Here is a 26,737-nt window from a genome sequence, read left to right as displayed (position 1 = left end):
ATTGAGTAGAACTGTTTTAGCCATAGATATAGGTTCGACAAAAATTTGTGCAATCATTGCAGAAATCGACAATAATCATACAATCTCAATAACCGGTGCAGGCACAACAAAAGCACAGGGTTTAAAAAAGGGAAGCATAACAAACATTGAACTTGCTTCAAGAAGTATAAAAACAGCAGTTGAAGATGCAAAACGGGTATCAGGCAGCAATATCAACACGGCAATTGTTTCCATATCCGGAGCCTACACAAAAAGCCTTAACTCAAACGGCATTGTAAACATTCAATCAAAGGAGATCTCCTTTGAAGAGATAAAACGAGTTATGCACACTTCTTTGTACAACGCCAATATACCAAACGAATACGAAGTTCTGCATGCACTGCCTTTTAACTTTAAAGTAGATGACCAGGACTATATAGAAGATCCGCTTGGGATGAATGCTTCAAGACTTGAGGTTGAAACACACATCATAACGACACAAAAATCAAATCTGAACAATCTTAAAAAAGCTGTCAGGGGAGCTGGTGTCGAGGTGGAGAATGTAGTCCTTAACAGTTATGCTTCAGCCATCGCAACACTCAATGAAGATGAAAGAGAGTTAGGTGCCGCAGTTATTGATATGGGTGGTAATACAAGCAACATTGCCATTCACTCAGGCAATTCAATTCGCTACAACGAATTCTTGGGTGTTGGTTCAAACCATGTGACAAGTGACCTTTCCATGGCCTTGCACACACCGCTTAATGTTGCAGACAAAGTAAAACTGACTTATGGTTCACTGCTCACTCCAAGCAATGATTTAATAGAGCTTCCTATTATCGGGGATGAGAACTCTACGCATGAAGTCTCTCTGGAAGTTGTCCACAATGTTATATTTGCAAGAGTCGAAGAGACATTAATGATACTTGCACAGTTTATAGAAAACAGTGGGCTTAAAGAGCAGATTGGAGCAGGTATAGTCCTCACAGGCGGTTTTTCAAAAATGGATGGTATACGTGACTTGGCTGTAGCAACCTTTGGTTCTGTCCCTGTTCGTTTGGCAAAACCTATTGAGATGAACGGTCTTTTTGACTCACTGCGCGGTCCGGAATATGCAAGTGCTGTCGGACTGGTTATGTACTCTGCTTCTCCTTATACCCCTTATGAGATTGATGTCAATAAAAGAGTCCGTCATACTAATGAAGAGCCGACAGTAACAAACAGTATTGATCTGTCCAATGAACCTGTTATACCTATAGTCTCATCTGAAGAACAAACAGTTAGTGATAAGGATAAAATGGTAAACTTAGAGACAGCGAAAGAGAAAAAAAGTGATGAAGCTGGAAGTTTCAGTAAATTTTGGAACTGGGCAACCCAGTTATTTTAAAGGAGTGAAAGAATGGAACCATTTGTAATAGAAGAAGCACAGAGCCCTACCGGTGCAAGAATTATAGCTGTCGGTGTCGGTGGCGGCGGTGGAAACATGATAGGACATATGATTAATGAAGGTGTAACAGGTATTGAGATGATGCTTATCAATACCGATGCACAGGTTCTCAATGAAACAAATGCCGCTTCAAAGATTCAAATAGGTGCAAAACTTACAAAAGGTTTGGGTGCCGGAATGAAACCAAGCATAGGCAAAGATTCTGCACTGGAAAACTATGATGAAATCAGAGCAGCACTTGAAGGGGCTGACATTGTTTTTATCTCTGCAGGTCTTGGCGGAGGAACCGGAACAGGTGCTGCACCTGTAGTTGCTCAGATAGCCAAAGAAGTTGGAGCCCTTACTATTTCAATCGTTACCAAACCTTTTATGTTTGAAGGAAAAAAACGTTTAAAATTAGCGGAAGAAGGATTAGAAGAACTCAAAAAAGAGAGTGATTCTATAGTAGTTATTCCAAATGACAAACTTTTATCAATCATCGACCGAAGACTGGGACTTAAAGAGAGCTTTAAAATAGTAGACAGCGTATTGGCACAGGCTGTCAGCGGAACATCAGGTGTTATCCTCTCAAGCGGGGACAATGATATCAACCTTGACTTTGCCGACTTGCAAACTGTTATGAGTCACAAAGGTATGGCACTGATGGGTGTGGGGGAACATGAAGGTGAAAATGCAGCCTATGAAGCGATTAAAGCGGCAATAGAGTCTCCGCTCTTAGACAACATGTCCATTAACGGTGCAATGGGTGTTTTGGTACATTTCAGTATGCATCCTGATTTTCCTATGATGGAACTTGCAGAAGCAATGGAAGTTGTCCATGAAAGTGCACATGATGATGCAGAAGTTATCTGGGGAACCTCTACAAGCGAGAAGATTCCTGAGAACTATATTAAAATCACTATTGTTGCAACAGGTTTTGAAAAAGAACTGACAAACAATGAAGATTTTGTCAGTGAAACACCTGCTCCTGTTCGCGCCAAAGTAAGACCAAGACTTGTCGTAGGCGGCGAACTTGACGGTGACTATCTGGATATTCCTGCTTATATGAGACAACAACAAGACTAACTCCATTGCACTCTTTTGAAAAAATAATGAAGGCCAAATCACTCCTTGGTCTTCGCGAAAAAGCTTCTCTCAAAGAAATAAAAAACAAATATAAAAACCTTATGAAAAAATGGCATCCTGACAAACATAAAGACAACTATGAACAGGCAACACAGATGAGTATGCAAATCAATGAAGCCTATCAAATTATACTTGACTACTGCAACACTTATGAATACCCTCTTGATGAAGAGAGTGTTAAAAAATCAACCTACACACCTCAAGAGTGGTGGAATAGTAAATTTGGGGACAACCAACATAATGTCTAAAGCCAAACACCATTTTTTATATAATATGCAAGCGGATAGTAACTTACAGCTATAACATACAGAGTTGTAAAAAAAAGCGATATCTTATATTTTGCATTTTCATCTTCTTGCCTGAAAGGAACAAGCCCCAAAACAATACCAAAAAAAGTACCGATAAATAAAAATATATATAACAAATATCCTATATAGTTATAATCTTTTTGCAGCAGACAAAACGGGCAGTGATGTGTTGGCAGTTCGTATATATACGTTCCAAAAAAACCTATGAGTGAGACCAAGGCTGCAATAACAAACAGTAGATTCATAAGAGAAAACAGATATCTGTTTTTTATTTTGTATGCCAATACAATAAACGCAAACAGAGCATAAAAACTTCCAAGAAGCATTACCGGGTTTACACTTAGCAAATGTGCCATGTAGGTACCGTCTGTTGTAGAAAAAATAGCACCGCAACAGTCTACAACACTCTTTGTATCTATAGAAAGAAACATCAGGCTCTCCAGCCCTATTTCGAGAATGAGTAAAAAATATGCAAACAGATATATTTTTAACTTCAATTGTAAATATATCTGTTGTTCTGATTTCATATCTTCATTGTTAAGTACCAGCCAGTAGGCAAAAATATATAAATTGATAACTTTAAGTATCAGAAGATAGGTACCGTATTGTGTTGCATTGACGACACCGGCTCCACACATTGCCCCGGGTAAAATATTTGAAATATCATCAAGAGTAAAAATAAAAAATATAAACAATAAAACCTTGGTGTAAAAAATAAATTTTATAACTACACTTACCAGATAGCTTTGTTTTTCCAGATTATACTGCAATGGAGTTGTAGCATTACGGTCGTATCGGGAGACTATTTTCACACTGTAATAAAATGCAAGAGTGGCGAAAACAACAAAGAGCAGATTCAGTATGTCTATTGTCAATACTTCAGGCGTCAGGAGCATAGCAGTTTACCATTATGTATCTCTACAACACGATCCACAAAATCCAAATCAAAAAAAAGAGGGTCATGCGTTGCAACGATGACAGTTTTATTCATAGACTTTAATTCTTTAAGAATTTGTATGAATTCACAAGAGAGCTTTTCATCCAGATTTGCAGTCGGTTCATCTGCCAGAATTATTTTTGGATTGTTTACATTTGCCCTGGCTATTGCAACTCTTTGCTGTTCACCACCCGAGAGATTCTTTACCCTCGCATCTTTTTTATGTTCAATGTCAAACATCTTCATTACAGAAAAAAGCTTTACATGTAAAGCCTTTTCATCCAGGTTTAACGGCACCAATGGCAGTAAAATATTATCACGAACACTCAGCGTCGGAATCAAATTATATTTTTGAAATATAAATCCGATATTGTCTCTTCTGTATCGGGAGCAAAAATGATCCGGCAGTTTTGAGATATGTTTGTTTTCAACCAGGACATCTCCGTTTGTCGGTTTGAGCAGTCCGGCAATCAATGAAAGTATGGTACTTTTTCCACTGCCACTGACCCCTTTTAATATGACAAGTTCTCCTTCGCCAATTTCCAAATCAATGTTATCCAAAGCTTTTATATCATCATAAATTTTGCTTACATGTAGCAGTTTTATCATCGTATTACCTCATCAGCATCAAGCGTAGCAATTCTCCATGACGGAATGATTGTTGCAAACATATATACAGGGACACTGAGCAAAAAAAGTAAAAACAGTATCTTATAGTCAAGCACAAAGGGAAGCGTAAAACTGTTTGCAATATCATTATAGTCTATAAATATATTTTTGAGTATCGGCGCATTTAAAATATACACATAAAAGAGAGCCAGGGTTATTCCCATAATATAAGCGATAAAAGAGATAATGAGACCTTCATATATGCGTGCTTTAAGAACATCATCAATTGTCCAGCCTATTGCCTTAAGTATGCCTATCTCTTTTTTTTCTTCACTGCTGAGTCCGCTGGATTTATCATAAACAATCATAAAAAATGTAAAAAGAGTAATGGTAAACAGAATTAAAAAAACAGTGCTGGTATAATTAAACTGGTTTTCAAGTGCTGTTTTCAAATCTTTTCTCGCAACAATTTTAAAAGTTGGAAATCTATTTTGAATCTTTGACATTATGGAAGGAAGTTCCAGAGGGTTATTGACACGAACAGCCAAATCTGTAGCCTCACTGTTTGTGTAACCAAAAATTTCTTTCACAGTATCTTTGTTCATAACAATCATATCATTTGATTCCAACTGTGTTGCGGCTTTGAATGTTCCGGCTATATAAATTTTTTTTACTGATAAATCAGGAGAAATAAAATTAAAATATTCTTTATAATAACTTGCATCCAATATGCGTTTGACTCCCTCTCCTACAAGCATAGACGAAGCATTCAGTTCACTGTTTTTTATTATATTTTCAAAAGTAGCATTGTATTGATTTTCAAATTCATCTATACCTACTACAATAAATCTTGCATGCATATGTTTAAACCAATAATATCCCCATACACGTGCATTTACATCGGATACACCTTTAATATTTACAATGCTATCTATCACATGCTCATCCACAGTGGTATCTCTGCCCGCCTTTTGATTTGTCACTATAATTTGCGGTTGGGCATCAAGTGTTGATTCCAGTTCATACTTCAGCGAGTTTTGCACAAAAAAGAATGACGCCAACAGAGTAATGAGCAGTGTCAGTATTATAAGAATAAATATGTTCTTTGCTTTATATCGTAAAATATAATTGATGGCATATTCCAGAAGATGAAAATTAATCTTTTTCACGGTATTGCCTTAATAGAGTTGTTTTTCAGCGCCAAAACAAAATTGGAAACAGTTGTCATTTGTACAAATTTTTTCTTTTGCATACACTCTTGTTTTGTCAGCGTATCATTCATCTGTAGATAAAATATTTCTCCCACACTCAAAAGCACTAAAGCACTACATGTAAAGAGACAAAAACGGCTTTTTTTATTCATCCAGTTTATACACATCTTCAGGCGTGATATCATCAAACTTGAGTATCTTTTTTCCCTTGTGGTCAAGATAAAACCGTTTGGCAGATGCTTCATCCTTAAAAGCTATCAACTCATTTCCCATAGGTCCGTACACATCACTCCACATAACAAAATAGGCTTTTTTTGCATCTATAACCTGCTGCGTATAATACTCTTGCACCAACATATGTTTTATTTTCTTCGGATGTTCAAAATAGTACTTCATCATATCTTTAATTCCGTCAAAAGATACATTTTTGTCAGTATACTCTATACGTGAAATCCAACTTGGATATTTATATAAAAGCATACCGCACACAGGACATTTTTCATCTTTTGAAACAGTAAGTTTGCAAAAGTGTCTGTGTTTGCCTGAGACTCTTTTAACCTCCCACAGATAAAGCGCCAATGCCTCCAAGTATTTTTTATTGAGTGTTGCACAACTCTTTTTTGTAAGCAAAGCATTTGAGAGTTCTTCATAACTGTTGTATCTCTTTACGTCTATATCAGAACATTTTTTCTTATAAATTTTTTCACCCATAGGATAAAGCTTCTTCTCTTTAAAGGCCTGTGAATAATTCGGATAAGAAAAAAGAAGTGTTGAAAAAAGAGGAACAAGAATGAAAAATTTAAAAATTGACATAAAACCACCTAATACAAAAATATGTTCAGGACAAATCTTATCAAAATAGTGTTAATTTAGCGTTAAAGTTGCCTGGAAGGTACTCTTAAGAGCATCAATCTTCTGACAAACAGAACCAAAAGAGCAAATGCCAGTATTTTAAAATCTATCTCACTTGCAATATGAAGATGTTCAAAGGTATCGCTTTGTGTAGCTTCTGCTCCCAGTGCCTGCATAGAAAGGATTTTTGGAACATACACTGCAGAAAACATCAAAGATGCAAATATCACTGTGACAGCCGCTGCAAAACTGATGGCATCACGCTGACCCATTTTATAAGCCATAGTCTCATACAAAGCGACAAAAATTGCTACAAAATAGGTCCAATATGAAAACCTGTGAAAAATTTCTCCCATTATAATACCCGCATTATAATGGTCTATCAGCAAGTTGACTGTAATCTTGTCTGTATGAAAAATAACAGGCGCAACGATAGCACCTAAAACCAAAACAGCTCCAAAAGTAGCTGCTAAAACAATAAAATATGTAAAATCCAGATAAATATTTTTTTTCATTTTGTAAAACCTTGTTATATTTGTAATGTAAATCCGCGATCGAACGAGCTGTAGTCTTTGTAAAAAGTTATAGATTTAAAATCTTTTCCTTGCATATAATCCTGTATTTTATCTTGTTGGTCATAACCAATCTCACAACTAAAAAATCTAATCTTTTGTCTTAAGACTTCATCAAGAAGTTCTTTAATAATTTCATCACCGACCTCTCCCCCAAAAAGTGCATTTTGCGGCTCATAGGAGAGATTTGATTCCAAAGCAGTACCGTTTTCAATATACGGCGGATTTGAAACCAGATAATCAATTTTTTCACAAACCGGTTCAAGCAGAGATCCTAACCGCAGTTCAATCTGCTCCTGCAGTCCAAATTTTTCTATATTTTTTTGTGCCACATCCAAAGCTTTTTGAGAAATATCCACTGCGATGATTTTAGAGTTTTTAAAAGTCTTTGCAAGCATTATAGAGATGATGCCGCTCCCTACTCCGACCTCGGCAAAAGTGAAAGCACTCTTTTTATCCGGTACGTTTTTGATCACTTCATCTATCAGCAGTTCTGTTTCGGGACGGGGTATCAGGGCGCCCTCGTCTATGTAAAACTCTTCACTGTAAAAGCTTACCCGCTTTGTGATGTATTCAAAAGGTTCATTGTTTTGCCGTCTTTGTACCCATTCAAAAAACTGCTGTGAAATTTCTACAGAACTGTTTTGATGGGTAATGAGCCAGAGTTCATCCACTTCAAGATATTTCATTAAAAGCAGCTGTGCTTCTCTTGGGGCTCTTTGTACACAAGGCTGTAGATTCTGTGTAACCTCACGAAGTAAATCTTTGACTATATATCTGCTTCGCATTTACCCTCAGTACCGCTCTTTTCTATATATCCCACATCCATGCCGAGTTCCTTTAATCGTTCAATCACAGGAGGATGTGTATAGTGAAAGAAAATATACAAAGGATGCGAAAGCGGAAAACTTTTGTTTTCATTTACCAGTTTTTTCAGTGCATTTGCAAGTTCAATTGCACCTGCGCTTCCGCCAAGTTCACTCCCCGTCTTATCCGCTTCATATTCGTTATGCCGACTGACAATTCCCATAACAGGCATCATTATAAAACCAAGTACCGGCATAAACAGCATCAGTAAAATCATAATGACATAGGGCTGTTTGGAAACACCGAGTTCCAGGTAAAGCGAATCCGGCAAATTACCAAAGATTGCAAACATTGCAAAAAGCATCACACCCACCAAAGCAATATTTTTATAAATATCCCCATGGGCAAAATGTCCGAGTTCATGCCCTAAAACGGCTAAAAGCTCCTTCGTTGTCAGTTTTTTAAGCAAAGTGTCAAACAAAACAACTTTTTTAGCTTTTCCGAATCCGCCGAAATAGGCATTGAGCCTGTTATCCCGCTTACTCGCATCACTTACAAAAACACCCGAACTTACAAAACCTGTTTTGTCCATAAGTCTTTTAATTTCACTGTCAAGTTCTGCATCTTCAAGCGGTGTCAGTTTATCAAAAAACATTGCACGAAAAGTAGGATAAAGCATATTTATCAAAATCACTATCGCAAAAACAAACAAAAAGCTCCACAGCCACCACAACTCAAAGTTTGCAATGATTTCATAAATACCCCACACAACCAGAGAACCAAAAACAATTGTCAGAAAAAAAGAAATAAACGTATCTTTTATCCACTGTCCAAGGGTTGAATTGTTAAAGCCGTATTTTGCATCAATCACAAATTTTTCATAATAGGAAAAAGGCAAAGAAATGATATAGTTTACAACTACAAAACTCATGACTATAGCCACATTCATCAATGCCTGGTTTGACAGAGTATAGTACTGTTCAACAAGGTACTTTATCCCAATGCCGATCCAGGCAATAAACACAAGATAGTCAACAAAAGTATTTACAATCGAGAGTTTTTCTTTTTCAACAGCATAATTTCCCGCTTTTAAGAAATCAGCAGCAGACAGCAAAACCGGTGTTTTTCTTTTTATGAGATTAATATAGCCTATCTGCATTACACTTGTATATATCATTATCAATACATAAAAACTATATATACCCACTATTGTCATTAACATGCCACTACCGCCTTATTTTAATTGAGAAATTATAGCTAAAACTTATCTAATTGGAATACTTTTGCTTAACGGAACGATTGTTATTTCATCTTTTACAGGAATAACATCTCCTTTGTCATCAAATATATTATATGCGATCATATATACAGCGCCTAAAAGAAGACCGGCAATGATAACCGCCCATACAATTCTCTTTTTTTCGCCTTTTAACGTATTGTAATCACCCATATCTTCTAATCTTGGTTCTGACATCATTTTCCATCCTTTATAAATATTTTGTGAGATTGTATCAAAAATAAATATAAGCTGATGTGATAAAAAAGAGCTAGTTTGACGATTTAAGTCTATTTTTTATTTTGTTTTATCGTCATTTTAGAAAAATTCAGTTACTCAAGTATATAATCAACAACTTTTGACTCTACAGTAACTTCTTTAATAAAAGAGACCACTTTGAGATGCTCTTCATGTGTCGCATATGTTTCAAGATCTGCTTGGGTTGCAAATGTTGAGTAAAGAGAGAGGTCCATAGCTCTGTCTGATTCATTAAAATTAATACCAACTTCAATGGTTCTGAGCACATCAATACTTTTTTCCAGACTTTCAAGTTTCGCTTTTGCCTTTGCTATATTTAAAGCTTTGTTTTCATCTTTAAATTTAAACATCACTATATGGACTATCATTTTTCAACCTTTAGATATTTCTTGCAATATTAGCAAAGATTTTATAATATTTTGCTAAGATACCTGTATGAAAGAGTTATACGGTGTAGGAATTTTATTTTTTTATTTTTTGAAATGGCCAATCGCCGTTGTTTATCCGTACATGCTGACACATGGTCTGCAGCATAATCCAATTCTGGATATTTTATGGGTCTACTCTGTATTTTTAATCCTCAAAGACCTTTACATGTACATCAGAAAAAAGAGTGACAAACTATAAAATATTTTTCCAAAAATATTCTGCAATAAAAACGATAAAAAATATTCCAAGTAAATTCAAAACTATTCCGTATTTCAGCATATCTTTTACCCCGACAGCTCCGCTGCTCATCGCAATAGCATTGGGCGGTGTGGCAATAGGCAGCATAAAAGCATAACTGGCACACAGGGTAGCCACCATCATGAAAAGTGTTGTATTTATGCCGGACTGCTCTGCTACAGAATAGATAACCGGCAGCATTATCGAAATCAGTGCCGTATTTGACGTAATTTCTGTCGTAAAAGTTATCAATACAGCAACACTCAACAGAAGAAGCAATGGTGAAAGTTCAGTCATATGTAAGAGATATGATGCAACCTCATCTGCCAGTCCGGTTTGTGCAAAAGCTTTTGCAATAGAAAAACCCGCACCAAATAAAAACATTATGGCATAAGGAATTTTTTTACTGTCCTCTTTCCATTGCAGTATATTAAAAGGCGGCATAAACAGTGCCAATCCAAAACCAAGCAGTATGCCACTCTCACTCATACCAAGACCATTCCAATAGGGTCTTACAGGAGCGTTGACAAACAAGACTGCAATTAAGCCCAACATTAAATACATCACTTTTTTCTGTGATGGCTCTAAAACTTTTTTTTCTATTTTTGTCTGTATCGGTATTGCATTGACACCGTAACTCAGTAAAAAACCGACACTTGTCAACATAAAAAGAGAGAGTGGCGCAACCATAAACATCCACTGAAAAAACGGAATAAGCTGCATACTGTGTTCTTGCATAATACCGAGCAAAATCAAATTTGGAGGTGTGCCGATGGGTGTCAATATACCTCCTATACTTGCACCATAAGCAATAGCAAGGGCAAAACGCATTTTTAATTTTATATTATCTGTTAAAAAAACTGCAATACTGATAAGTAACAGGGTTGTTGTCGTATTGGACAAAATGGAACTTAAAAAAGCTGATGTCAGTGCAAGAGAAAATATCATCCCTCTTGGTGTTGCAGGAAACAAACCCAAAAGTTTATTGGCTACATGTAAATGCAGCTTTGTTTTCTCAACCGCTATTGCAAGTAAAAAACCGCCAAAAAAGAGATAAATGATAGGATTGGCATAATTTGTGGCAGTCATTTTTGTATCTAAAATCCCAAAGGCAGGAAAAAGAACTATCGGTAAAAGAGAGACTACGCCCAATGGCAGACCTTCGTTTGTCCAAAGCGTTACAAAAAAGGCTATACACCCTATAAGGGTACTCTGTTGGAGTGTAAAAAAGACTCCGCTTAGAGCAAAAAAGAAAAGTCCTATACTCAGTGCCACTGCTATTTTCATATATGTCCTGCTTTCTACTTTGTCAATAAATCTTTCAAACTCTCATGTGGGTTTTTTCCCTCAAGTGTCAGATACACTTCTCGCGCAATAGGAAGATACAAACCATGTTTTGCAGAGATGTCTTGCAGCGCATACGCAGTTCCTATTCCCTCTGCAACTTCGCCCAATGCTTCAAGAATTTCTTTTTGAGTACGGCCTTTTGCAAGACCGATTCCCACTCTGAAGTTTCTGCTCATGGGAGAAGAAGCTGTTAAAAACAGATCACCTGCACCACTTAACCCTATGAAACTCTCCTCTTTTGCGCCGTATGCAATGCCAAAGCGTTGCATTTCAACCAAACCGCGAGATATCAACGCTGCAGCTGCATTATTTCCCAATTCCAATCCATTGCATATGCCTGCGGCAATCGCAATGACATTTTTGTATGCACCGCAAACTTCTGCGCCTGTCACATCATCTGAGGTATATGTTTTGATAAAAGAGGGAAACAAACCACCCAATTCTTGAGCAAGTTTCTCATTCGAGGAGTTTATAACCAAGGCAGTCGGCAGGGACTGCATCACTTCTGACGCAAAAGAGGGACCAGATAAAAAGGCTATATTTTCATCGGGAACATACTTTTCATATATTTCATTTAAAAACTTTCCGCTTGTAGCCTCTATGCCCTTCGATGCCACAAGAATTTTTTGGTTTTTAAATACAAAATTTTCTTCAAGCCAGCCTGCTATCTGCTGTGCAGGTACTGTAATCACAAGATACTCACATTCAAGAATCTCATCTAGAGTGACAAAATTGTCTAAATCTCTCGGAGTTCTAGACGTTATAAGAACACTGTTTTTTTCACTCAGGGCAAATGCCAAAGCACTGCCCCACTTACCTGCTCCAATGACTCCAATTGACATATCGCTTACTCCCAATCAAATTTTCAAATTCCTGTATATCTTTTTCATATCCTACAATTACGAGAATATCACCGCTTTTTATAACATGCTCTTTTGCTTTGTTTGAATATATAAATTCACTCTGCATATCTTCGTGCATCACAGACAATACCAGTATGCCATTATATCGTGTCCAGTCTATACTTTTAAGTTTTTCATCTTTAAAATGACTTGTGTCGTCAATTTTAATTTGTGCAATTTTGAGATCACTCTCTTCATATAAAATACTGTGCAGTACCTTGTTTGATACCGGCTTTTCCAATACATTTGCAATAATATCCGATGTCGTTTCTACAATCGGAATGACTTTTGTGGCTCCTGCCATTTTCAGTTTATCTGAATTTTCTTTATTTGATGCAATGGTTATAATTGTCAGGTTTTTAAAACTTGAACGCAGTGATATCGTTAAAAATATATTTTCGGAAGGGTCTTCCAATGCACAAAAAGCTATTGAATTTTCAATATCGACATTGTTTTCTATATCTTCCCACTCATCACTTAAATCAAAAAGTTCCACATCATACAAACCCTCTTTTTTATCATTGTCATCCAAAGAGTATACTTTGATGCTGTTGTATTTGTCTTTTACATTTTTAATTATTTCATAGGCGTATTTATTGTGTCCAAATATCAATGCTGTAGTTTTAGTCATCATGTACTCTTGTATGCAAATATTTTTCAAATTCTTTAATATACACCTGATATCCAATGACCAAAAGATAATCTCCGGCCTCCAACAAAGTGCTGTCTAAAGGGTTAAAATAAAAACGGTCTTTTTCATGCTTATACACGCCAAGCAAAACGATACTGTAGTGTTTATTGTTCAAATCTCCGACTGTAGGAAAGTTTTCTACAATTCTTTTGGTGATGCCGATCTCATCGATAATTACATCAGAATCCTCACTCCTAAGCTCATGAATCACTTCAAAAGCAACAGGCTTTCCTACCAGCTCTTTCGTTATAAGTCCCACAAGCTCCTGAGGATAAACTATTTTATTGATGCCTACAAACTCCAGTTTGTTACGGTTTGCATCATTGTTTAACAAAGACAAAATCATAACATCTTTGTTTAAAGACCGTATAGTCAAAGCGGCATAAACATTGTCTACATCATTTTCACGCAGACACAGCACTCCTTTGAGTTGTTTTTTCATATCTATGTTGAGTTTTTCATAGCTTTCTTTATTGCCGGGATTATAATTTAATGTAGTATACCCGTCCAGTTTTGCATTTTCCACCCTTTGGGTATCTTCATCAAGAACGATAATGTTATGCCCGCTTTTTGAAAGTTTTCTGGCAACTTCCCTGGCAACATTTTCATATCCGCATATCAAATAAAATTTTTTTAGTTTGGCAATATTTTCAATTGTTTTTATCTCTTTGATCTCTTCAAGCTTCTCGGTAAAAGCAGAAACAAACAAAGATGTAGTAAATGCCAAAACTGCAATACCTGCAATGATAACGATGATGGATACAAAACGCCCTTCGCTCGTTACCGGAACTATATCACCGTATCCCACAGTTGAAATGGTCACTATAGCCCAGTAAAGTGCTTCAAAAAGAGTATCAACAGGAGAGTCTGCCCTGTTGCCTTCCATAACATAGATCAAAACAGAAGAGATAAAAATAACGACAAAGGCAAAAATACCAAGCGTAAAAAACTCAAACTTTTTTGTTGCAAGAACAGAACTCAGTATTTGCAAACTTTTGGCATACCGAAAAAGTTTAAAAACCCTAAAAAGAATAAATATACGCAACAGTCTCAATTCATGGAAAAACGGTAAAATTGCAAGAAGATCTATAATGGCTTTTGGTGATGCCATATAGCTGAGTTTTACTTTTGCGATCTCTTTAAACGCCTTGTAAAGATTAACCTCTCGAAGCAAAAATGTATCATGTTCCGCTCGTTTGACAATAATTTCACTGACACTGCTGTTTACCCACAAACGCAACATATACTCTATAAAAAAAATGATAGAAATTACATAATTGCTAAAAAACATCAGGTAGTCATTTACATGATGTTTGACTTCCCGAATTAAAACACCCACACTTATAAAAATAAGCAGAATCATAAAGATATCTATATATCTTTTATATTTGCATTTGTCATTCTCTAAAATATTGTAAAAAAAGTTTTTAAAAGACTGATACTTTTTTGAGGTATTTAAAAAATAGGCCGCATCAAGTATCAAACTTTTTATCATAGAAGTTAACCCAGTTTAGCTTTAAGAATTTCATTGACAACCTGTGGATTTGCACTTCCTTTGCTTGCTTTCATCACCTGACCGACAAAGAAACCGAAAAGTTTCTCTTTTCCGCCTTTGTACTGGGCAACTTTATCCTCATTTGCATTGATAATTTCATCACACATCGCCTCGATTGCTCCGGTATCTGTAACCTGTTTGAGTCCGAGTTTGTCAATTGCACTGTCAACATCTACAGTTTCATTCTCCATTAAAAAATCTAAAACTTCTTTCGCCGCTTTACCGCTGATGGTTTTATCATCTATTCTTTTGACCAAAAATCCAAGCTTTTTTGCATCTATCGGAGAGTTCGTTATATTTATCTCCCCTTTGAAACGGGCAGGCAACTCCACAGTCAGCCATGTAGTAGCCGTTTTTGCACTCACCCCTTCCTCTTGCAGCATTGTTTCAAAAAAGTTTGCCGTCTCCACGGCAGAAGTGATTACCATAGCATTGTATTTATTCATACCGTATTCATTCACAAAACGCTCTTTTTTTGCATCAGGCAGTTCAGGAATTTGTGTATATTTTTGCATCATTTCATCTGTTACAACACATTTGAGCAGATCAGGTTCCGGAAAATATCTGTAATCAGCCGCTTCTTCTTTTCCTCTCATAGAACGTGTTTCCTGTTTTACAGGATCAAAAAGACGTGTTTCCTGACAAATCTCTTCTTCATATGTTCCATCTTCCCATGCATCAATCTGACGAGCCACTTCAAGCTCTATAGCACGCTGAATAAATTTAAAAGAGTTGATGTTTTTAATCTCGACACGGGTATACAGCTTTTCATCTCCCTTAGGACGGATAGAGACATTTACATCCACTCGAAAAGAACCCTCCTGCATGTTTGCATCACCTATATCCAAATAGCGGATAATCGAGTGGAGCTTTTTCAGATAAAGAATCGCATCTTCAGCACTGCGCATATCCGGTTCACTTACAATTTCGAGCAAGGGTGTTCCGGCACGGTTTAAATCAACTTTTGAAATATTGCCGTCATGGATGTTTTTACCGGCATCAGCCTCTATGTGTGCCCGATTGACACGAATCGTTTTGTGTGAACCGTCTTCAAAATCAATTTGCAGTTTCCCGTGTTCCACTATAGGCGTATAGAGCTGCGTAATTTGATAAGAAGAGGGAGAATCCGGATAAAAATAGGATTTTCTGTCAAAATAAGAAACTCTGTTAATCGTAGCATCAAGGGCTGTACCGAGCATTATGGATTTATGTATAACTTCTTTGTTAAGCACAGGAAGTGCACCGGGCAGTGCCAAACAGGTCGGACAGGTATTTGTATTTTGCTTATGGTTAAAACTCGTAGGACACGAGCAAAAAAGTTTCGTTTTTGTATTTAATTGTACGTGGACTTCAAGACCGATAACTACTTCAAACATAAATTTCCTTGTGAAAATAAATTAATTGTTCTTATTTTAACCAATGTATGCTTTAAAGGACGTTATGAAGTGACTTGAGTATAGATTTCTTCTAAGAGTTTGGTTTGTTTTTTCGCTTCCTGCAGTCGCTGTTTATTGACTAAAAAAGCATCTATTGCGAGAATAAGAAAGAGTGAGATAAAGATATATACCATCGTGGTAAAAATCGCTATTACGATTCCGAAATTGATAAATATCTTGAAAGTAAACAGAGCACCGAACAATACTATTGCCCATGATGCTCCAAGCAAAAAGCTTATAATTTTTTCATAAATGTCTTTTTGCATTGAGAGAAATTAGATAGTCTCATCGACAAGTAATGAACCACCAAGGTAAACATATGTAAGCATCATAAAGATAAACGCCTGTAAAAATGCCATAAATGTCAACAGAGCAAACGGAACAATCGGCAATATCCAAGGAGCAAGCATCAATATTACCATCAAGAACATATCATCCCCTTTTACATTTCCAAAAAGACGGAATGTCAAAGAGATAATACGGGAGATATGAGACACAATCTCAATCGGGAACATTAACCAGTACAGCCACCAGACAGGTCCAAGAAAGTGCTTGAGATAAAGCAGCAGACCATGCTCTTTAATACCAACATAGTTGTAATACACAAATACTGTTATAGCAAGAGCCAAAGGCATTTCCAACATTGCTGTAGGCGCTTCAAATCCTGGGAATATTCCAATAATATTTGCAATTCCAACAAACAAACCGATAGTTGCTACCAGTGCAACATATTTACGGGCATGCAATCTGCCCATTACATCCGTACCCATAGACCATACACCCTGCACGTATGCTTCCATCAGGTTTTGTGTCCCTTTGGGTACAAGTTGTAAATTTGACATAGCCACTCTCGCTAAGATTAAAGCTATACCGGCTGATAGCAACATGTGACTCATAAAAATAAACGTTTTATCTTCTGAGATAAGTCCGAAAAAAGTAAACAGTTCACCCATAGGTGTGCTCCCTTGTCTTTAAATATTGACGCAATTATACTCAAAGTTGCATTAAATTATTCTAAGTTTTGTTATAATCATCCCAAGAATATTTTAATCGAGGAGGATTTCATGAATATTTTAAAATCCGTTACATATATTACATTGAGTGTTTCATTGCTTTTTGGGGCCTCTCAACAGGAAAACAAACAACTGCAGAACATAATAAAAACAGGACAGAAAAGTTCCATACTGCTGCTAAAAACCTTGGGTTCCAATATGAAAAGAAATATGAAAGCAGGCGGTCCTATGCAAGCCCTTGATTTCTGTACACAAAAAGCCTATACCCTGACAGAGGAAGTGAACAAAAAGCTTCCAAAAGGAGTAACAGTCAAAAGAATCAGTACAAAATACAGAAACCCCGCCAACCAGCCGCAAGGTAATGAACAAGAAGTTTTGGAATCACTTGAAAAGCTCCAAAGCCTACATGTAAAGCTACCAAAACAGTTGATACAAAAAGTAGATGAACATACATACAAATACTATAAACCATTAGTAATAAACAAACAGGTGTGCTTGAAATGTCATGGAAATATACAGAATGAAGCTTTAGAACGTGCCATTGCCCAAAGATATCCGGAAGATAAAGCACAGCACTACAAGATGGGTGACTTGAGAGGAGCCGTCGTTGTTACGATTAAAAAGTAAATAAAGTAGAGTTTTCTACTTTATTTGGCAAATTCCACAGCCCGACTTTCCCGAATAACATTTACTTTAATTTCACCCGGATACTGCACACGATCTTCTATCTCTTTTGCAATTTCTCTTGCCATCAGAATTGACTCATCATCATTTACCAAAGTTGCATTCACGATGACTCTGACTTCTCGTCCGGCATTAATCGCATATGCCTGTTTTACACCGCTGTGACGCGATGCGATATCTTCTATTTCGGTAACACGCTTTAAAAAACTCTCCAGAACTTCTCTTCGTGCACCCGGACGTGCCGCTGAAAGTGCATCTGCAGCACAAACCGCACCACACTCTATGGAGTTGATTTCCTGTTGTCCGTGATGTGCATAGATTGCATTGATGACAACTTCATCTTCATTGTATCTGCGACAAATCTGGGCCCCTAAATCAACATGATTTCCATCCATATCATGCGTCAATGCCTTGCCTATATCATGCAAAAGTCCTGCCCGTTTTGCCAAGATCGGGTCTCCCCCCATTTCTGCAGCCATAATTCCGGCAAGATGGGCAACCTCAAGCGTATGGGCTAACGCATTTTGTCCGTAACTTGCGCGGTAACGCAGTCTTCCGATTAATTTCATAAGTTCCGGGTGCATTACACCGATATTCATTTCGGCTATCAGTTCTTCACCTTCTGCCAAAATTTTGGATTCAAACTCCTCAGAAACTTTTTTAAATATCTCTTCTATTCGCGCAGGCTGAATTCTTCCGTCTTCTATAAGCAACTGCAGTGTTTTTGTTGCAATAGCACGACGATACAAATTAAAACTGCTCACAAGAATAGCATTTGGTGTGTCATCTATAATGATATCCACACCAAGAAGAGTTTCCAAAGCCTTGATATTTCGCCCTTCTTTACCGATAATGCGGCCTTTGAGTTCATCACTCTCCAAATGAACCAGATTTGTCAATCTCTCAGAAGCAAATTCTCCGGCAAAACGACTCGTTGCCTGTGCCAAAATAAAATTGGCTTTGCGCTCCCCTTCTTGTCTGGCTTCATTTTCATATTTTCTTACAATATGTGCTATCTCGCCACGCGCCTTTTCTTCAATTTTATCAAGAAGAATTTTTTTAGCCTCTTCCTGTGTCATACCTGCACTGTGTTCTATGGTATGGACTGCTTCATCTATTTTCTCTTCATACTTTTTTTTCAGTGAAGCCAGTGATTTTTCATTTCTTTCCAGGTTAACTTTTTGTGCTTTGATTCTGTTTAACTCATTTTGAATGTTTTTTTCTTCATCCTGTATCAAGCGCTTCAGACTTTGTTCTTTGCGTAAAAGTTCATCTTCTCTTTGCGCAAAATCTGCACGTGCACGTTCTTTGGCACTGTCAAAGGCTTTTTGTGCTTCATGCTCTATTTCACGTGCTTTGAGTTTTGCACGTTCCAGAAGTGTCTGTGCTTCATTTTCAATCGCCTTTGCTTTGGCAACCGCCTGTTCAACATATACATCAAAGTTAGCACCGGTTATCTTTTTAGAAATTAAAAAACCAACTACTCCACTTACTGTTGCAATTGCACCACCAAGCAGTATTTCGTTTAACATCTAATAAACCTTTTTATAAAGACCTTAGCTACTCCGTTTACGCAGTGTTCTTGTCGGGGTTATAAGTACATCACATGCCACATCATATGCATCACATATCAAACTGTCTGTGTGACAAAATACCGGTTGTACAAAAATAGTATATGGTTTTTCTTTTAATTTTGCAAAGAAACGATCATACATCCCTTTTCCAAAACCAATTCTCTGTAAATTACCGTCAACTCCCACTGCTGGAACTATAGCTATATCAATTTTATTATTTTTTTTTATTGTATTTCCCGCTTCAAAAATATCAAATTTTTTTTTCTTTAGCGGTAATCTAAATGGTACCATTTTAAAACTTTCGCCTTGCATAAACGGCACAAAAATATCGTGTTTTTTTCTCATTTTTTTAAGCACTTTAAGGATATCTGCCTCATATGGCAACGGATAAAAAAACAATATTTTCAGTCTTTTGCCGGTTTTAAAATGTTCCAACTCTTTTAAGAGTGCATTATTTATTAAAAAATCTTTATAAAACTTATTGTGTTGTGATGCTTTTTTAATCTTTTGAAGACATATTTGCCTGAAACTGTTTTTTGTAAGAGTCATATTAAATCTTTATCGCTATAATTTTGCATATTTTACACAAATAAACAAACAAAGGCAAAAAAATATATGAGAAACACTCCACTCTTAACTACTTTACTGGCAATCGGATTACTTTTTGGAGCCTGCTCAAAAGAGAAAGAAAACACCCGCCAAGAAGCAAATTCACTCCTTGCAACAAATGAAATCGTTTTAACATCACTCGACAACAAACAGCTTGTTGTCGAAAAAGCAGACAATGGACTGCAACTTGAGGGGGCAAAAGGCAAAGTAGTCATTTATGATATATTTGCAACCTGGTGTCCGCCTTGTCAGGCGGAAGCGTCACACCTTGCCTCACTCCAAAAAAAATACAAAGATAAACTCATCATTATTGGGATTAGCGTTGAAAACAATATTCCAAACGAAAAGCTTGAAACATTCAAAAAACAATATAATGCAAACTATACTCTTGTCAATTCAAGTGAAAACTCACGTATCATCAGTGAAATAGCAAAAGAGTTAAAATTAGGCAGAGACTTCGGAATTCCGCTTATGGTTTTATATAAAGACGGTAAAATAATCAATTATTATCAGGGTGCTACAGAAGAAGAGTTTATCGAAAGTGACATTAAAAAAGCGTTAGGAATATAACAATGTTTGGTTTTATAAAAAAATCCCTCAGCAAAACCGTCGCCGCTATAAAAACAGTCGCTCCAAAGAAAAAAATCACTTTTACCAAAGAAGAACTCGAAGACATTTTGCTTGAAGCGGATGTTGAATATGCTTTGGTCGAAATCATTCTCAACGAAATATACCAAGACAAAATCACACGTGAAATTCTTCGCTCAAAACTCTTGGCGACACTGGCATACACCTCTTACAAAGAACCGGAGTTCACACCTCCTTTTGTAGAACTCATAGTCGGCGTCAACGGTGCCGGAAAAACAACCACTATTGCAAAACTCGCTTACAAGTACAAGCAGGAAGGCAAAAAAGTTTTACTCGGTGCAGGCGATACCTTTCGTGCCGCAGCCATCGAACAGCTGACACTTTGGGCAAACAGACTTGACATTCCCATTGTCTCTTCCAAACAGGGGCATGACAGCTCGGCAGTTGCCTATGATGCCATAGATTCGGCAAAGGCAAAAGGTTTTGACAATGTCATCATAGACACTGCAGGACGTCTCCACACACAGACAAACCTGGCAAATGAGCTCAAAAAAGTAAAACGCATCTGCGACAAAGCCCACAAAGGCGCACCGCACAGAACCGTACTCATCATAGACGGCACACAGGGCAATTCCGCAATAAGTCAGGCAAAGGCCTTCAATGAGATGATAGGCATAGACGGCATCATCATCACAAAACTCGACGGTACGGCAAAAGGCGGCAGTATCTTCTCCATCGCCTATGCCTTGGAACTTCCTATAATTTACGTAGGCACAGGAGAACAGCCGGAAAATCTCACACCGTTTGACAAATACGAATTTGTCGATGGTCTGCTTGATGCCATTTTTACAGAAGATGCATAACTCTGCTTTTATATTATAGTACTTCATAAAACATACGGATAAAATATGGTTCAAACCATAATTTTATGATATAATATTTATGTTCAAACAATAAAAGGACTTCTAATGCTTCAAACTCTTAAAGATTATCAACTGAACTATTTACGAGTTTTAAAAAGTTCCTATAAGCGCTATATACACAAAAATATAGATTTTCCTCAAAAAATGATAGGTCTCATAGGTGCCAGAGGTGTTGGAAAAACAACTTTCTTATTACAGTATTTACAAGAAAATGATCTGCCTCTTGCTAAAAAGCTTTACTTTAGTGCAGATGCAATAGAAATAGAATCATTGTTTGAGATAGCATACAACTTTTCAAAAGAGGGTGGGAAGCTACTTGTCATAGATGAAATTCATAAATATAAAAATTTTGAAATAGAGCTAAAAAAAATTTATGATATGCTTGATTTACATGTAATATTTTCTGGTTCAAGTGCATTGCAATTAGATAATTCTAAAGGAGATTTAAGCAGACGAGCTGTTCTATACCATATGAAAGGTCTGTCTTTTAGAGAATTTATAGAGTTAAAGAGCTCAAAAAAGTTGCCAACTTTTACATATGAAAAACTTTTTGTCGACCATGAAAATATAGCGTATGAAATATCTTCCAAATTAAAAATTTATGAGTATTGGACGGAGTATCTAAAAATGGGATACTACCCTTTTTATTTTGAAAATGAGGGAAGTTATCTGCTTAGACTCCAAGAGACAATCAATACGGTTATTGAAGTAGATATACCCTCTATTTTTCCGATAGAGTATGATAAAATTATTAAGCTTAAAAAGCTTATAAAATTTGTATGTGAATCTAAACCATTTAAAATCAATATTAAAGAGCTCTCTGTAAAAATAGGTACAAGTGATTACCATACACTCTATAAATATATGGAGTATTTAAAAAGAGGTAAAATTCTTAACCTTTTAAGAGCGAAAACCAAAGGCGATAATATTTTCACTAAGCCGGATAAACTTTATTTGGGAAATACGAATCTTCATTATGCGTATTGCCAAAATATTGAGATAGGTACGATTAGAGAAGTTTTTTTTATGAGTATGTTTGACGATGATGTTCTAAGTGTACCTGCAAAAGGTGATTTTTTAATAAACAATAAATATTTGGTAGAAGTAGGCAGTAAAAATAAAACTTTTAAACAAATAAAAGATATACCAGACAGCTTTGTTGTTGCGGATGATATTGAAATCGGGCACGGCAATAAGATTCCACTCTGGTTGTTTGGGTTTTTATATTAAAATTTATCATTAAGGCAGGTTGAACATAAGGTAGTAAAAAGGATATTCAATCACATGGGTGGAATTAGAAGATATGTAACAAAAGAAGAAAATCAAGTTTTTTACTCTCTGAGACATAATCCAAGTTCACAAATGCTTAGAAATGCAGTACACCAAAAACTTCCGAAAGATTTAATAAACAGAATACTTGGACATGAACCTGATAAAGACACTACTACTCAGCAGTATTTTAGTGGGTATAGTGTTAAGGAACTTTTTAAGGGAATTAAGTGGTTGGAGTTTGGAAAATTATAGCTTGATAAATATTTATATTATCAGTTGTATCATTTTAAGCTTTTCTATATATAATTTGTAGGAAGTAGAATAATCTGCAACAGATGTTTGATGTGTCAATATAAAGAGTTGCAAAAATATTATGCAAAAAAAAATTACCCCTCTCAATGCCATTAAGTTAAGAAAATAGCTTGATGTTTTCTCGGAACCTAGGTTTTAACCCAGGCCTTAGTCTTGAAAGACACAAAGCCCGCACTGAAGTACGGGTTTCGAAAAAGCCACTTAACTTAATGCCATTGGACTACCCCCCCTGTGATTGGCTCTTTCTATTTTATGACAAAATGTCATTTTTTTAATACAAAAATAAAAAATAGATTATAATGCTTCAAATATAAATAAGAGATAATTATTATGGCTAAGAAAAAAGTACTCTTTGAGTGTCAACACTGTGGGCTTACCACACCTAAATGGATGGGAAAATGTACCAACTGCGGTGCCTGGGACAGCTTTGTTGAATTAAACGAGCACCAACAGGAAGTTGTCAAACAGACAAAATCAACGACATCATCATCGGCTAAAGCTGTCAGTATTAATGACATTATAGAAGAAGAAGTCTATAGATTTTCTTCACTCGACGATGAGCTTGACAATGTTTTAGGAGGAGGCATTGTTCCCGGTTCACTCACACTTATAGGAGGAAGTCCGGGTGTTGGCAAATCAACCCTCTTGCTTAAAGTAGGTTCAAACATTGCATCAACAGGCAAAGATGTACTGTATGTTACAGGAGAGGAATCAGCCGGACAGATAAAACTGCGTGCAAACCGCCTCAAGTCAAACCATGATTCACTCTACCTTTTAAGTGAAATACGACTTGAGCAGATTTTGGTTGAACTTGAACACAGAAAATATGATTTTTTGATTATTGATTCTATTCAAACTATTTACTCGGAAAACATCTCTTCTGCTCCGGGAAGTGTTACACAGGTTCGCCAGATCACTTTTGAATTAATGCGTATTGCCAAAGACAAGGATATAGCCATTTTCATTATCGGGCATATTACAAAAGAAGGCTCTATTGCCGGTCCTCGGGTTTTGGAACATATGGTTGACACCGTTTTGTATTTTGAAGGGGATTCTTCCCAGGAGCTGAGAATTTTACGAGGCTTTAAAAACCGTTTCGGGGCAACAAGTGAAATAGGTGTTTTTGAGATGAAAGCCGAAGGACTTGTGAGTGCCACAGACATTGCTTCACGCTTTTTTAACCGTAACTCCTCTCAAAGCGGTTCTGCACTTACTGTCATTATGGAGGGTTCCCGTCCCATCATTTTAGAAGTTCAGGCGCTTGTGTCAGAATCACACACGCCAAATGCAAAAAGACAGGCAACCGGCTTTGACAACAACCGACTAAATATGCTTTTGGCACTGCTTGAGCGAAAACTGGAGATTCCGCTTTCGGGATATGATGTTTTCATCAATATAACAGGCGGTATTAAAATCACCGAAACAGCAGCCGATTTAGCCATACTCGCAGCAATTATCAGCAGTTTCCGTGACCGTGCCATCTCAAAAGAGACTATTTTTATAGGTGAAGTCTCTCTGGTTGGCGATGTTCGAGAAGTATATGCCCTTGATGCAAGGCTCAAAGAGGCAAGAATGCAAAATATCACCAAGGCACTTGTATCTAAAAAACCACTTGAAAAGACAAGTATAAAAACATTTATAGTCGATGAAGTAACAAAACTTTTGGAGTGGTATTAAATTATACATTTTAAAGTTATATTTGCATAATTTCGTTGTATAATAACCCTATATTTTCAAAAGGCAAAAAATGATAGATGCAGAGTTTAGAAGCGAAGAACGATTTTCAAGATTGTCACTGGCTTACGAATGTGCGAAAGAAAAAGATGATGTATGTGCAAAAATAGAATCAATAATCAATAAATATGCTTTCAAGCCTGACACATATACAACAAAAGTCGCTAACGGAAAAGAAGTTTTGGTTATTGAATTTCATGATGACTGTAATCGTGAAGCCGGACCGATTTTTGAAGAAATAATCAAGTCTCTTGATGTTAAAGTTATTAACTGAAAATAAAAATAATTATTTTTCTGATATACTAACAAAAATAAAACTGTAATTTCAAGGAAGAAATATGGCTGAAGAAAAAGAAACCGAAGAATCCGCACCCGTAGAAAAAAAATCCAGTAATTTGCTGATGATTATTATCATTGTTGTTTTGATTCTTATCATAATCATAGGTGCTGTAGTTGCCTTTTTGTTAATGGGTTCAGATGAAGAAGCAGCAGTCAACAATGCTCCTCAGGCACAGGAAAGAATGGCAGATACACATACAAGCAGAAAGAGTGTATCTAGCAGTTCATTTGACAACAACAGAAAACTGAGTGATATCGGTGTCTTATATCCGCTGGACACTTTTACAGTTAACTTAAAAAGTGATTCAGGAAGAAGATATCTCAAAGCAACAATGTCTTTAGAACTTGATTCTCCCGAGCTCAGTCATGAACTTGACTCAAAAGCACCGGTACTTCGGGACAGAATTATTCGAATACTCAGTTCTAAAACTTTAGAAGAAATCTCTTCCAAAAAAGGCAAACAAAAAGTTTCACAACAAATTATGGATACACTGAACTCTATGATTACTGACGGAAAAATACAAGGTATCTATTTTACTGAATTTGTTATTCAATAATAATTAATGATTGGTATAGATATTATAAAAGCATCACGTATGCAGCATCTGATGATGCGGTTCGGCGACAAAGGTCTTCGCAGATTTCTGTCAGAAGATGAAATCAGACTTGTAAAGTCCTACAAAACAGCAGCCGGATTCTGGGCTGCAAAAGAGGCATTTTCTAAAGCACTGGGAACAGGCATAGGTGCCGAATGCTCTTTTTTCGATATGAGAATTTATAAATCGGAAAAAGGCGCTCCGCTTTTTGCACTTTCAAAAAAGATCATTGAAAAATTTAAGATTACTGATGTTGCTTTATCGATTACACATGACGGAGACTATGCCATCAGTGTTGTCAATATAGAGTTTTTAAACTCACCCTCCTCCGACAAAATCAAGCAGTTCTAGTTTATCATTATCTTTTAAAACTTTTTTATCCCAGTCATTTTGCTTTACGATTTCCATGTTTACTGCCGCTGCCATAACTTTATCAACCAAATCAAGTTCTTTTAAAATTTCCAAAAGCGTTGCTCCGTCTTGAAAGACTTTACTGTTTCCATTCACTATTATTGTCATTAATATTTCCCGTTTCTATTTTTTAAGGTACCCTTTTTATAATTGTACCAACTTTACTTGAATATCAGTGTAATATTACATATTATAATTGAGAAATATATTCTGCCAAAGCTTTGATGTCTGCATCAGAAAGTTTTGCTGCCTGTCCCTTCATAACAGCTTTCATGGCTCCGCCGTATGTTCCGTCTTTATAGCCTTTGAGCGCCGTTATGATTTTTGTTTTGTCCCATCCTTTAATTATCTGAGATTTTCCTAAAGCTTTTTTCTCAGCATGTGCTCCGTGACAACTTGAACAAGCAGTAAAAAGTTTTGCACCATCAGCTGTTTTTGTCTGAGGCACATCTTTTGTTACCTTTTCTACCACTACAAGCTTCTTTGTTTCAATGGCTTTTTGCACTGCAGCAACTTTTTGCATTGCATCATTTTGTCGGGTTTGAACAGGTTGTTTTTGGACCGTTTGTACCTCTTTCGCAACTTCTGCTGTAGCCGATACATTCTCAGATTTTTTCTCGTCACTGCATCCTGCAATCAACATTGCAAGTACAACTGATAATACTATCTTCATTTTCATATTCCTTAATTGTTTATTAGTTATT

General features: G+C 36.5%; 34 protein-coding genes. 13 read left to right on the top strand and 21 right to left on the bottom strand.

The genetic code is table 11. The features are described 5' to 3' along the window. The first annotated feature begins 1 nt into the window (after window position 1). From ftsA to ETP70_RS04765, 3 genes are read left to right on the top strand one after another with little or no spacing between them, the layout of a single operon-like run. Window positions 2–1,366, top strand: coding sequence for a cell division protein FtsA (gene ftsA, locus ETP70_RS04775; protein WP_151900108.1), 1,365 nt, complete (start codon window positions 2–4; stop codon window positions 1,364–1,366). A gap of 12 nt (window positions 1,367–1,378) precedes the next feature. Continuing rightward, window positions 1,379–2,491 carry a cell division protein FtsZ gene (gene ftsZ, locus ETP70_RS04770; protein WP_151900107.1) on the top strand — a complete coding sequence of 371 codons (1,113 nt, stop codon included), beginning with the start codon at window positions 1,379–1,381 and terminating at the stop codon, window positions 2,489–2,491. 5 nt (window positions 2,492–2,496) lie between these two features. Next, on the top strand, window positions 2,497–2,799 hold the full coding sequence (locus tag ETP70_RS04765) for a J domain-containing protein (RefSeq protein ID WP_151900106.1): 303 nt from the start codon (window positions 2,497–2,499) through the stop codon (window positions 2,797–2,799). Here the strand turns inward: ETP70_RS04765 and ETP70_RS04760 are convergent. The 10 genes from ETP70_RS04760 to ETP70_RS04715 all read right to left on the bottom strand — a co-directional run bounded on the left by ETP70_RS04760 (window position 2,796) and on the right by ETP70_RS04715 (window position 9,749). Continuing rightward, window positions 2,796–3,755, bottom strand: coding sequence for a hypothetical protein (locus ETP70_RS04760; protein ID WP_151900105.1), 960 nt, complete (start codon window positions 3,753–3,755; stop codon window positions 2,796–2,798). The genes ETP70_RS04765 and ETP70_RS04760 overlap by 4 nt on opposite strands. Further along, on the bottom strand, window positions 3,746–4,405 hold the full coding sequence (locus ETP70_RS04755; protein ID WP_151900104.1) for an ABC transporter ATP-binding protein: 660 nt from the start codon (window positions 4,403–4,405) through the stop codon (window positions 3,746–3,748). Before ETP70_RS04755 ends, ETP70_RS04760 begins: the two co-directional genes overlap by 10 nt. After that, window positions 4,402–5,574, bottom strand: a complete 1,173-nt coding sequence (locus ETP70_RS04750; RefSeq protein ID WP_151900103.1) for an ABC transporter permease — start codon at window positions 5,572–5,574, stop codon at window positions 4,402–4,404. The genes ETP70_RS04755 and ETP70_RS04750 overlap by 4 nt, the downstream gene beginning before the upstream one ends. Then, window positions 5,571–5,768: a hypothetical protein gene (locus tag ETP70_RS04745; protein ID WP_151900102.1), complete on the bottom strand. Its 198-nt coding sequence runs from the start codon at window positions 5,766–5,768 to the stop codon at window positions 5,571–5,573. Before ETP70_RS04745 ends, ETP70_RS04750 begins: the two co-directional genes overlap by 4 nt. Then, window positions 5,761–6,429 (bottom strand): nitrous oxide reductase accessory protein NosL, encoded by a 669-nt coding sequence (locus ETP70_RS04740; RefSeq protein ID WP_151900101.1) that lies wholly within the window; start codon window positions 6,427–6,429, stop codon window positions 5,761–5,763. The genes ETP70_RS04745 and ETP70_RS04740 overlap by 8 nt, the downstream gene beginning before the upstream one ends. A gap of 62 nt (window positions 6,430–6,491) precedes the next feature. Next, the gene (locus ETP70_RS04735; RefSeq protein WP_151900100.1) at window positions 6,492–6,983 is read right to left on the bottom strand and encodes a DUF4149 domain-containing protein; all 492 of its coding nucleotides are present in this window, start codon (window positions 6,981–6,983) and stop codon (window positions 6,492–6,494) included. Window positions 6,984–6,997: 14 nt separating this feature from the next. Then, a complete protein-coding gene (gene prmC, locus ETP70_RS04730) occupies window positions 6,998–7,828 on the bottom strand; it encodes a peptide chain release factor N(5)-glutamine methyltransferase (RefSeq protein WP_151900099.1) in 831 nt (276 codons plus the stop codon). Further along, window positions 7,810–9,069: a M48 family metallopeptidase gene (locus ETP70_RS04725; RefSeq protein ID WP_151900098.1), complete on the bottom strand. Its 1,260-nt coding sequence runs from the start codon at window positions 9,067–9,069 to the stop codon at window positions 7,810–7,812. Before ETP70_RS04725 ends, prmC begins: the two co-directional genes overlap by 19 nt. 42 nt (window positions 9,070–9,111) lie before the next feature. Next, complete coding sequence (locus tag ETP70_RS04720; RefSeq protein ID WP_230973313.1) at window positions 9,112–9,324, bottom strand: hypothetical protein; 213 nt, start codon at window positions 9,322–9,324, stop codon at window positions 9,112–9,114. 131 nt (window positions 9,325–9,455) lie between these two features. Further along, a complete protein-coding gene (locus ETP70_RS04715; RefSeq protein WP_151900097.1) occupies window positions 9,456–9,749 on the bottom strand; it encodes a Dabb family protein in 294 nt (97 codons plus the stop codon). A 67-nt stretch (window positions 9,750–9,816) separates the two neighbouring features. Between ETP70_RS04715 and ETP70_RS04710 the strand changes: the two genes are divergently transcribed. Continuing rightward, window positions 9,817–10,008 (top strand): hypothetical protein, encoded by a 192-nt coding sequence (locus ETP70_RS04710; protein WP_151900096.1) that lies wholly within the window; start codon window positions 9,817–9,819, stop codon window positions 10,006–10,008. On the opposite strand, the gene ETP70_RS04705 is transcribed toward ETP70_RS04710, so the two are convergent. The 7 genes from ETP70_RS04705 to ETP70_RS04675 all read right to left on the bottom strand — a co-directional run bounded on the left by ETP70_RS04705 (window position 10,003) and on the right by ETP70_RS04675 (window position 16,931). Next, window positions 10,003–11,334: an SLC13 family permease gene (locus ETP70_RS04705; protein ID WP_151900095.1), complete on the bottom strand. Its 1,332-nt coding sequence runs from the start codon at window positions 11,332–11,334 to the stop codon at window positions 10,003–10,005. The two genes, ETP70_RS04710 and ETP70_RS04705, sit on opposite strands and share 6 nt — an antisense overlap. A gap of 14 nt (window positions 11,335–11,348) precedes the next feature. After that, complete coding sequence (locus ETP70_RS04700; RefSeq protein WP_151900094.1) at window positions 11,349–12,236, bottom strand: NAD(P)H-dependent glycerol-3-phosphate dehydrogenase; 888 nt, start codon at window positions 12,234–12,236, stop codon at window positions 11,349–11,351. Next, window positions 12,208–12,927 carry an NAD-binding protein gene (locus ETP70_RS04695; RefSeq protein WP_151900093.1) on the bottom strand — a complete coding sequence of 240 codons (720 nt, stop codon included), beginning with the start codon at window positions 12,925–12,927 and terminating at the stop codon, window positions 12,208–12,210. The genes ETP70_RS04700 and ETP70_RS04695 overlap by 29 nt, the downstream gene beginning before the upstream one ends. After that, window positions 12,920–14,482, bottom strand: coding sequence for an ion transporter (locus ETP70_RS04690; RefSeq protein WP_188110050.1), 1,563 nt, complete (start codon window positions 14,480–14,482; stop codon window positions 12,920–12,922). Before ETP70_RS04690 ends, ETP70_RS04695 begins: the two co-directional genes overlap by 8 nt. Window positions 14,483–14,487: 5 nt before the next feature. After that, a complete protein-coding gene (gene gatB, locus ETP70_RS04685) occupies window positions 14,488–15,918 on the bottom strand; it encodes an Asp-tRNA(Asn)/Glu-tRNA(Gln) amidotransferase subunit GatB (RefSeq protein ID WP_151900092.1) in 1,431 nt (476 codons plus the stop codon). A gap of 62 nt (window positions 15,919–15,980) precedes the next feature. After that, entirely contained in the window at window positions 15,981–16,244 is a 264-nt protein-coding gene (locus tag ETP70_RS04680) for a hypothetical protein (RefSeq protein ID WP_151900091.1), read from the bottom strand. A gap of 9 nt (window positions 16,245–16,253) precedes the next feature. Then, window positions 16,254–16,931, bottom strand: a complete 678-nt coding sequence (locus tag ETP70_RS04675; RefSeq protein WP_151900090.1) for a F0F1 ATP synthase subunit A — start codon at window positions 16,929–16,931, stop codon at window positions 16,254–16,256. A 111-nt stretch (window positions 16,932–17,042) separates the two neighbouring features. On the opposite strand from ETP70_RS04675, the gene ETP70_RS04670 reads away from it, so the two are divergent. After that, the gene (locus tag ETP70_RS04670; RefSeq protein ID WP_151900089.1) at window positions 17,043–17,618 is read left to right on the top strand and encodes a Tll0287-like domain-containing protein; all 576 of its coding nucleotides are present in this window, start codon (window positions 17,043–17,045) and stop codon (window positions 17,616–17,618) included. Between the two features lie 20 nt (window positions 17,619–17,638). On the opposite strand, the gene rny is transcribed toward ETP70_RS04670, so the two are convergent. After that, on the bottom strand, window positions 17,639–19,207 hold the full coding sequence (rny, locus tag ETP70_RS04665; RefSeq protein ID WP_151900088.1) for a ribonuclease Y: 1,569 nt from the start codon (window positions 19,205–19,207) through the stop codon (window positions 17,639–17,641). Between the two features lie 24 nt (window positions 19,208–19,231). Then, the gene (locus ETP70_RS04660; protein ID WP_151900087.1) at window positions 19,232–19,798 is read right to left on the bottom strand and encodes a 5-formyltetrahydrofolate cyclo-ligase; all 567 of its coding nucleotides are present in this window, start codon (window positions 19,796–19,798) and stop codon (window positions 19,232–19,234) included. Between the two features lie 66 nt (window positions 19,799–19,864). On the opposite strand from ETP70_RS04660, the gene ETP70_RS04655 reads away from it, so the two are divergent. From ETP70_RS04655 to acpS, 8 genes are all read left to right on the top strand, one after another. Beyond that, window positions 19,865–20,428 (top strand): TlpA family protein disulfide reductase, encoded by a 564-nt coding sequence (locus ETP70_RS04655; protein WP_151900086.1) that lies wholly within the window; start codon window positions 19,865–19,867, stop codon window positions 20,426–20,428. Window positions 20,429–20,430: 2 nt separating this feature from the next. Then, window positions 20,431–21,309, top strand: coding sequence for a signal recognition particle-docking protein FtsY (gene ftsY, locus ETP70_RS04650; RefSeq protein WP_151900085.1), 879 nt, complete (start codon window positions 20,431–20,433; stop codon window positions 21,307–21,309). Between the two features lie 105 nt (window positions 21,310–21,414). Beyond that, entirely contained in the window at window positions 21,415–22,599 is a 1,185-nt protein-coding gene (locus tag ETP70_RS04645) for an AAA family ATPase (protein ID WP_151900084.1), read from the top strand. A 54-nt stretch (window positions 22,600–22,653) separates the two neighbouring features. Beyond that, window positions 22,654–22,893 carry a site-specific integrase gene (locus ETP70_RS04640; protein WP_151900083.1) on the top strand — a complete coding sequence of 80 codons (240 nt, stop codon included), beginning with the start codon at window positions 22,654–22,656 and terminating at the stop codon, window positions 22,891–22,893. A 390-nt stretch (window positions 22,894–23,283) separates the two neighbouring features. After that, complete coding sequence (gene radA, locus ETP70_RS04635) at window positions 23,284–24,630, top strand: DNA repair protein RadA (RefSeq protein ID WP_151900082.1); 1,347 nt, start codon at window positions 23,284–23,286, stop codon at window positions 24,628–24,630. 70 nt (window positions 24,631–24,700) lie between these two features. Then, window positions 24,701–24,961 carry a hypothetical protein gene (locus ETP70_RS04630; protein ID WP_151900081.1) on the top strand — a complete coding sequence of 87 codons (261 nt, stop codon included), beginning with the start codon at window positions 24,701–24,703 and terminating at the stop codon, window positions 24,959–24,961. 64 nt (window positions 24,962–25,025) lie between these two features. Further along, window positions 25,026–25,583, top strand: a complete 558-nt coding sequence (fliL, locus tag ETP70_RS04625; RefSeq protein WP_151900080.1) for a flagellar basal body-associated protein FliL — start codon at window positions 25,026–25,028, stop codon at window positions 25,581–25,583. 6 nt (window positions 25,584–25,589) lie between these two features. After that, window positions 25,590–25,973 (top strand): holo-ACP synthase, encoded by a 384-nt coding sequence (acpS, locus tag ETP70_RS04620; protein ID WP_151900079.1) that lies wholly within the window; start codon window positions 25,590–25,592, stop codon window positions 25,971–25,973. Here acpS and thiS read toward each other — a convergent pair. Together thiS and ETP70_RS12805 are read right to left on the bottom strand one after the other, a co-directional pair. After that, on the bottom strand, window positions 25,941–26,141 hold the full coding sequence (gene thiS, locus ETP70_RS04615; RefSeq protein ID WP_151900078.1) for a sulfur carrier protein ThiS: 201 nt from the start codon (window positions 26,139–26,141) through the stop codon (window positions 25,941–25,943). The genes acpS and thiS overlap by 33 nt on opposite strands. A gap of 82 nt (window positions 26,142–26,223) precedes the next feature. Further along, on the bottom strand, window positions 26,224–26,706 hold the full coding sequence (locus tag ETP70_RS12805; RefSeq protein ID WP_430739212.1) for a c-type cytochrome: 483 nt from the start codon (window positions 26,704–26,706) through the stop codon (window positions 26,224–26,226). Window positions 26,707–26,737 lie beyond the last annotated feature (31 nt).

Origin of the sequence: Sulfurimonas hydrogeniphila (assembly GCF_009068765.1) — a bacterium.
GTDB lineage: Bacteria > Campylobacterota > Campylobacteria > Campylobacterales > Sulfurimonadaceae > Sulfurimonas > Sulfurimonas hydrogeniphila.
Note: the sequence above shows the minus strand (reverse complement) of the source record. Positions and strands in the feature narration are given on the sequence as shown.

What these genes read in the sequence shown, in the direction of transcription:
- ftsZ (WP_151900107.1), top strand. Translation starts at nt 1,379, where the DNA reads ATGGAACCATTTGTAATAGAAGAAGCACAGAGCCCTACCGGTGCAAGA.
- ETP70_RS04760 (WP_151900105.1), bottom strand. Translation starts at nt 3,755, where the DNA reads ATGCTCCTGACGCCTGAAGTATTGACAATAGACATACTGAATCTGCTC.
- ETP70_RS04755 (WP_151900104.1), bottom strand. Translation starts at nt 4,405, where the DNA reads ATGATAAAACTGCTACATGTAAGCAAAATTTATGATGATATAAAAGCT.
- ETP70_RS04745 (WP_151900102.1), bottom strand. Translation starts at nt 5,768, where the DNA reads ATGAATAAAAAAAGCCGTTTTTGTCTCTTTACATGTAGTGCTTTAGTG.
- ETP70_RS04740 (WP_151900101.1), bottom strand. Translation starts at nt 6,429, where the DNA reads ATGTCAATTTTTAAATTTTTCATTCTTGTTCCTCTTTTTTCAACACTT.
- ETP70_RS04735 (WP_151900100.1), bottom strand. Translation starts at nt 6,983, where the DNA reads ATGAAAAAAAATATTTATCTGGATTTTACATATTTTATTGTTTTAGCA.
- prmC (WP_151900099.1), bottom strand. Translation starts at nt 7,828, where the DNA reads ATGCGAAGCAGATATATAGTCAAAGATTTACTTCGTGAGGTTACACAG.
- ETP70_RS04725 (WP_151900098.1), bottom strand. Translation starts at nt 9,069, where the DNA reads ATGTTAATGACAATAGTGGGTATATATAGTTTTTATGTATTGATAATG.
- ETP70_RS04720 (WP_230973313.1), bottom strand. Translation starts at nt 9,324, where the DNA reads ATGATGTCAGAACCAAGATTAGAAGATATGGGTGATTACAATACGTTA.
- ETP70_RS04715 (WP_151900097.1), bottom strand. Translation starts at nt 9,749, where the DNA reads ATGATAGTCCATATAGTGATGTTTAAATTTAAAGATGAAAACAAAGCT.
- ETP70_RS04710 (WP_151900096.1), top strand. Translation starts at nt 9,817, where the DNA reads ATGAAAGAGTTATACGGTGTAGGAATTTTATTTTTTTATTTTTTGAAA.
- ETP70_RS04705 (WP_151900095.1), bottom strand. Translation starts at nt 11,334, where the DNA reads ATGAAAATAGCAGTGGCACTGAGTATAGGACTTTTCTTTTTTGCTCTA.
- ETP70_RS04700 (WP_151900094.1), bottom strand. Translation starts at nt 12,236, where the DNA reads ATGTCAATTGGAGTCATTGGAGCAGGTAAGTGGGGCAGTGCTTTGGCA.
- ETP70_RS04695 (WP_151900093.1), bottom strand. Translation starts at nt 12,927, where the DNA reads ATGACTAAAACTACAGCATTGATATTTGGACACAATAAATACGCCTAT.
- ETP70_RS04690 (WP_188110050.1), bottom strand. Translation starts at nt 14,482, where the DNA reads ATGATAAAAAGTTTGATACTTGATGCGGCCTATTTTTTAAATACCTCA.
- gatB (WP_151900092.1), bottom strand. Translation starts at nt 15,918, where the DNA reads ATGTTTGAAGTAGTTATCGGTCTTGAAGTCCACGTACAATTAAATACA.
- ETP70_RS04680 (WP_151900091.1), bottom strand. Translation starts at nt 16,244, where the DNA reads ATGCAAAAAGACATTTATGAAAAAATTATAAGCTTTTTGCTTGGAGCA.
- ETP70_RS04675 (WP_151900090.1), bottom strand. Translation starts at nt 16,931, where the DNA reads ATGGGTGAACTGTTTACTTTTTTCGGACTTATCTCAGAAGATAAAACG.
- ETP70_RS04670 (WP_151900089.1), top strand. Translation starts at nt 17,043, where the DNA reads ATGAATATTTTAAAATCCGTTACATATATTACATTGAGTGTTTCATTG.
- rny (WP_151900088.1), bottom strand. Translation starts at nt 19,207, where the DNA reads ATGTTAAACGAAATACTGCTTGGTGGTGCAATTGCAACAGTAAGTGGA.
- ETP70_RS04660 (WP_151900087.1), bottom strand. Translation starts at nt 19,798, where the DNA reads ATGACTCTTACAAAAAACAGTTTCAGGCAAATATGTCTTCAAAAGATT.
- ETP70_RS04655 (WP_151900086.1), top strand. Translation starts at nt 19,865, where the DNA reads ATGAGAAACACTCCACTCTTAACTACTTTACTGGCAATCGGATTACTT.
- ftsY (WP_151900085.1), top strand. Translation starts at nt 20,431, where the DNA reads ATGTTTGGTTTTATAAAAAAATCCCTCAGCAAAACCGTCGCCGCTATA.
- ETP70_RS04645 (WP_151900084.1), top strand. Translation starts at nt 21,415, where the DNA reads ATGCTTCAAACTCTTAAAGATTATCAACTGAACTATTTACGAGTTTTA.
- ETP70_RS04640 (WP_151900083.1), top strand. Translation starts at nt 22,654, where the DNA reads ATGGGTGGAATTAGAAGATATGTAACAAAAGAAGAAAATCAAGTTTTT.
- radA (WP_151900082.1), top strand. Translation starts at nt 23,284, where the DNA reads ATGGCTAAGAAAAAAGTACTCTTTGAGTGTCAACACTGTGGGCTTACC.
- ETP70_RS04630 (WP_151900081.1), top strand. Translation starts at nt 24,701, where the DNA reads ATGATAGATGCAGAGTTTAGAAGCGAAGAACGATTTTCAAGATTGTCA.
- fliL (WP_151900080.1), top strand. Translation starts at nt 25,026, where the DNA reads ATGGCTGAAGAAAAAGAAACCGAAGAATCCGCACCCGTAGAAAAAAAA.
- acpS (WP_151900079.1), top strand. Translation starts at nt 25,590, where the DNA reads ATGATTGGTATAGATATTATAAAAGCATCACGTATGCAGCATCTGATG.
- thiS (WP_151900078.1), bottom strand. Translation starts at nt 26,141, where the DNA reads ATGACAATAATAGTGAATGGAAACAGTAAAGTCTTTCAAGACGGAGCA.
- ETP70_RS12805 (WP_430739212.1), bottom strand. Translation starts at nt 26,706, where the DNA reads ATGAAGATAGTATTATCAGTTGTACTTGCAATGTTGATTGCAGGATGC.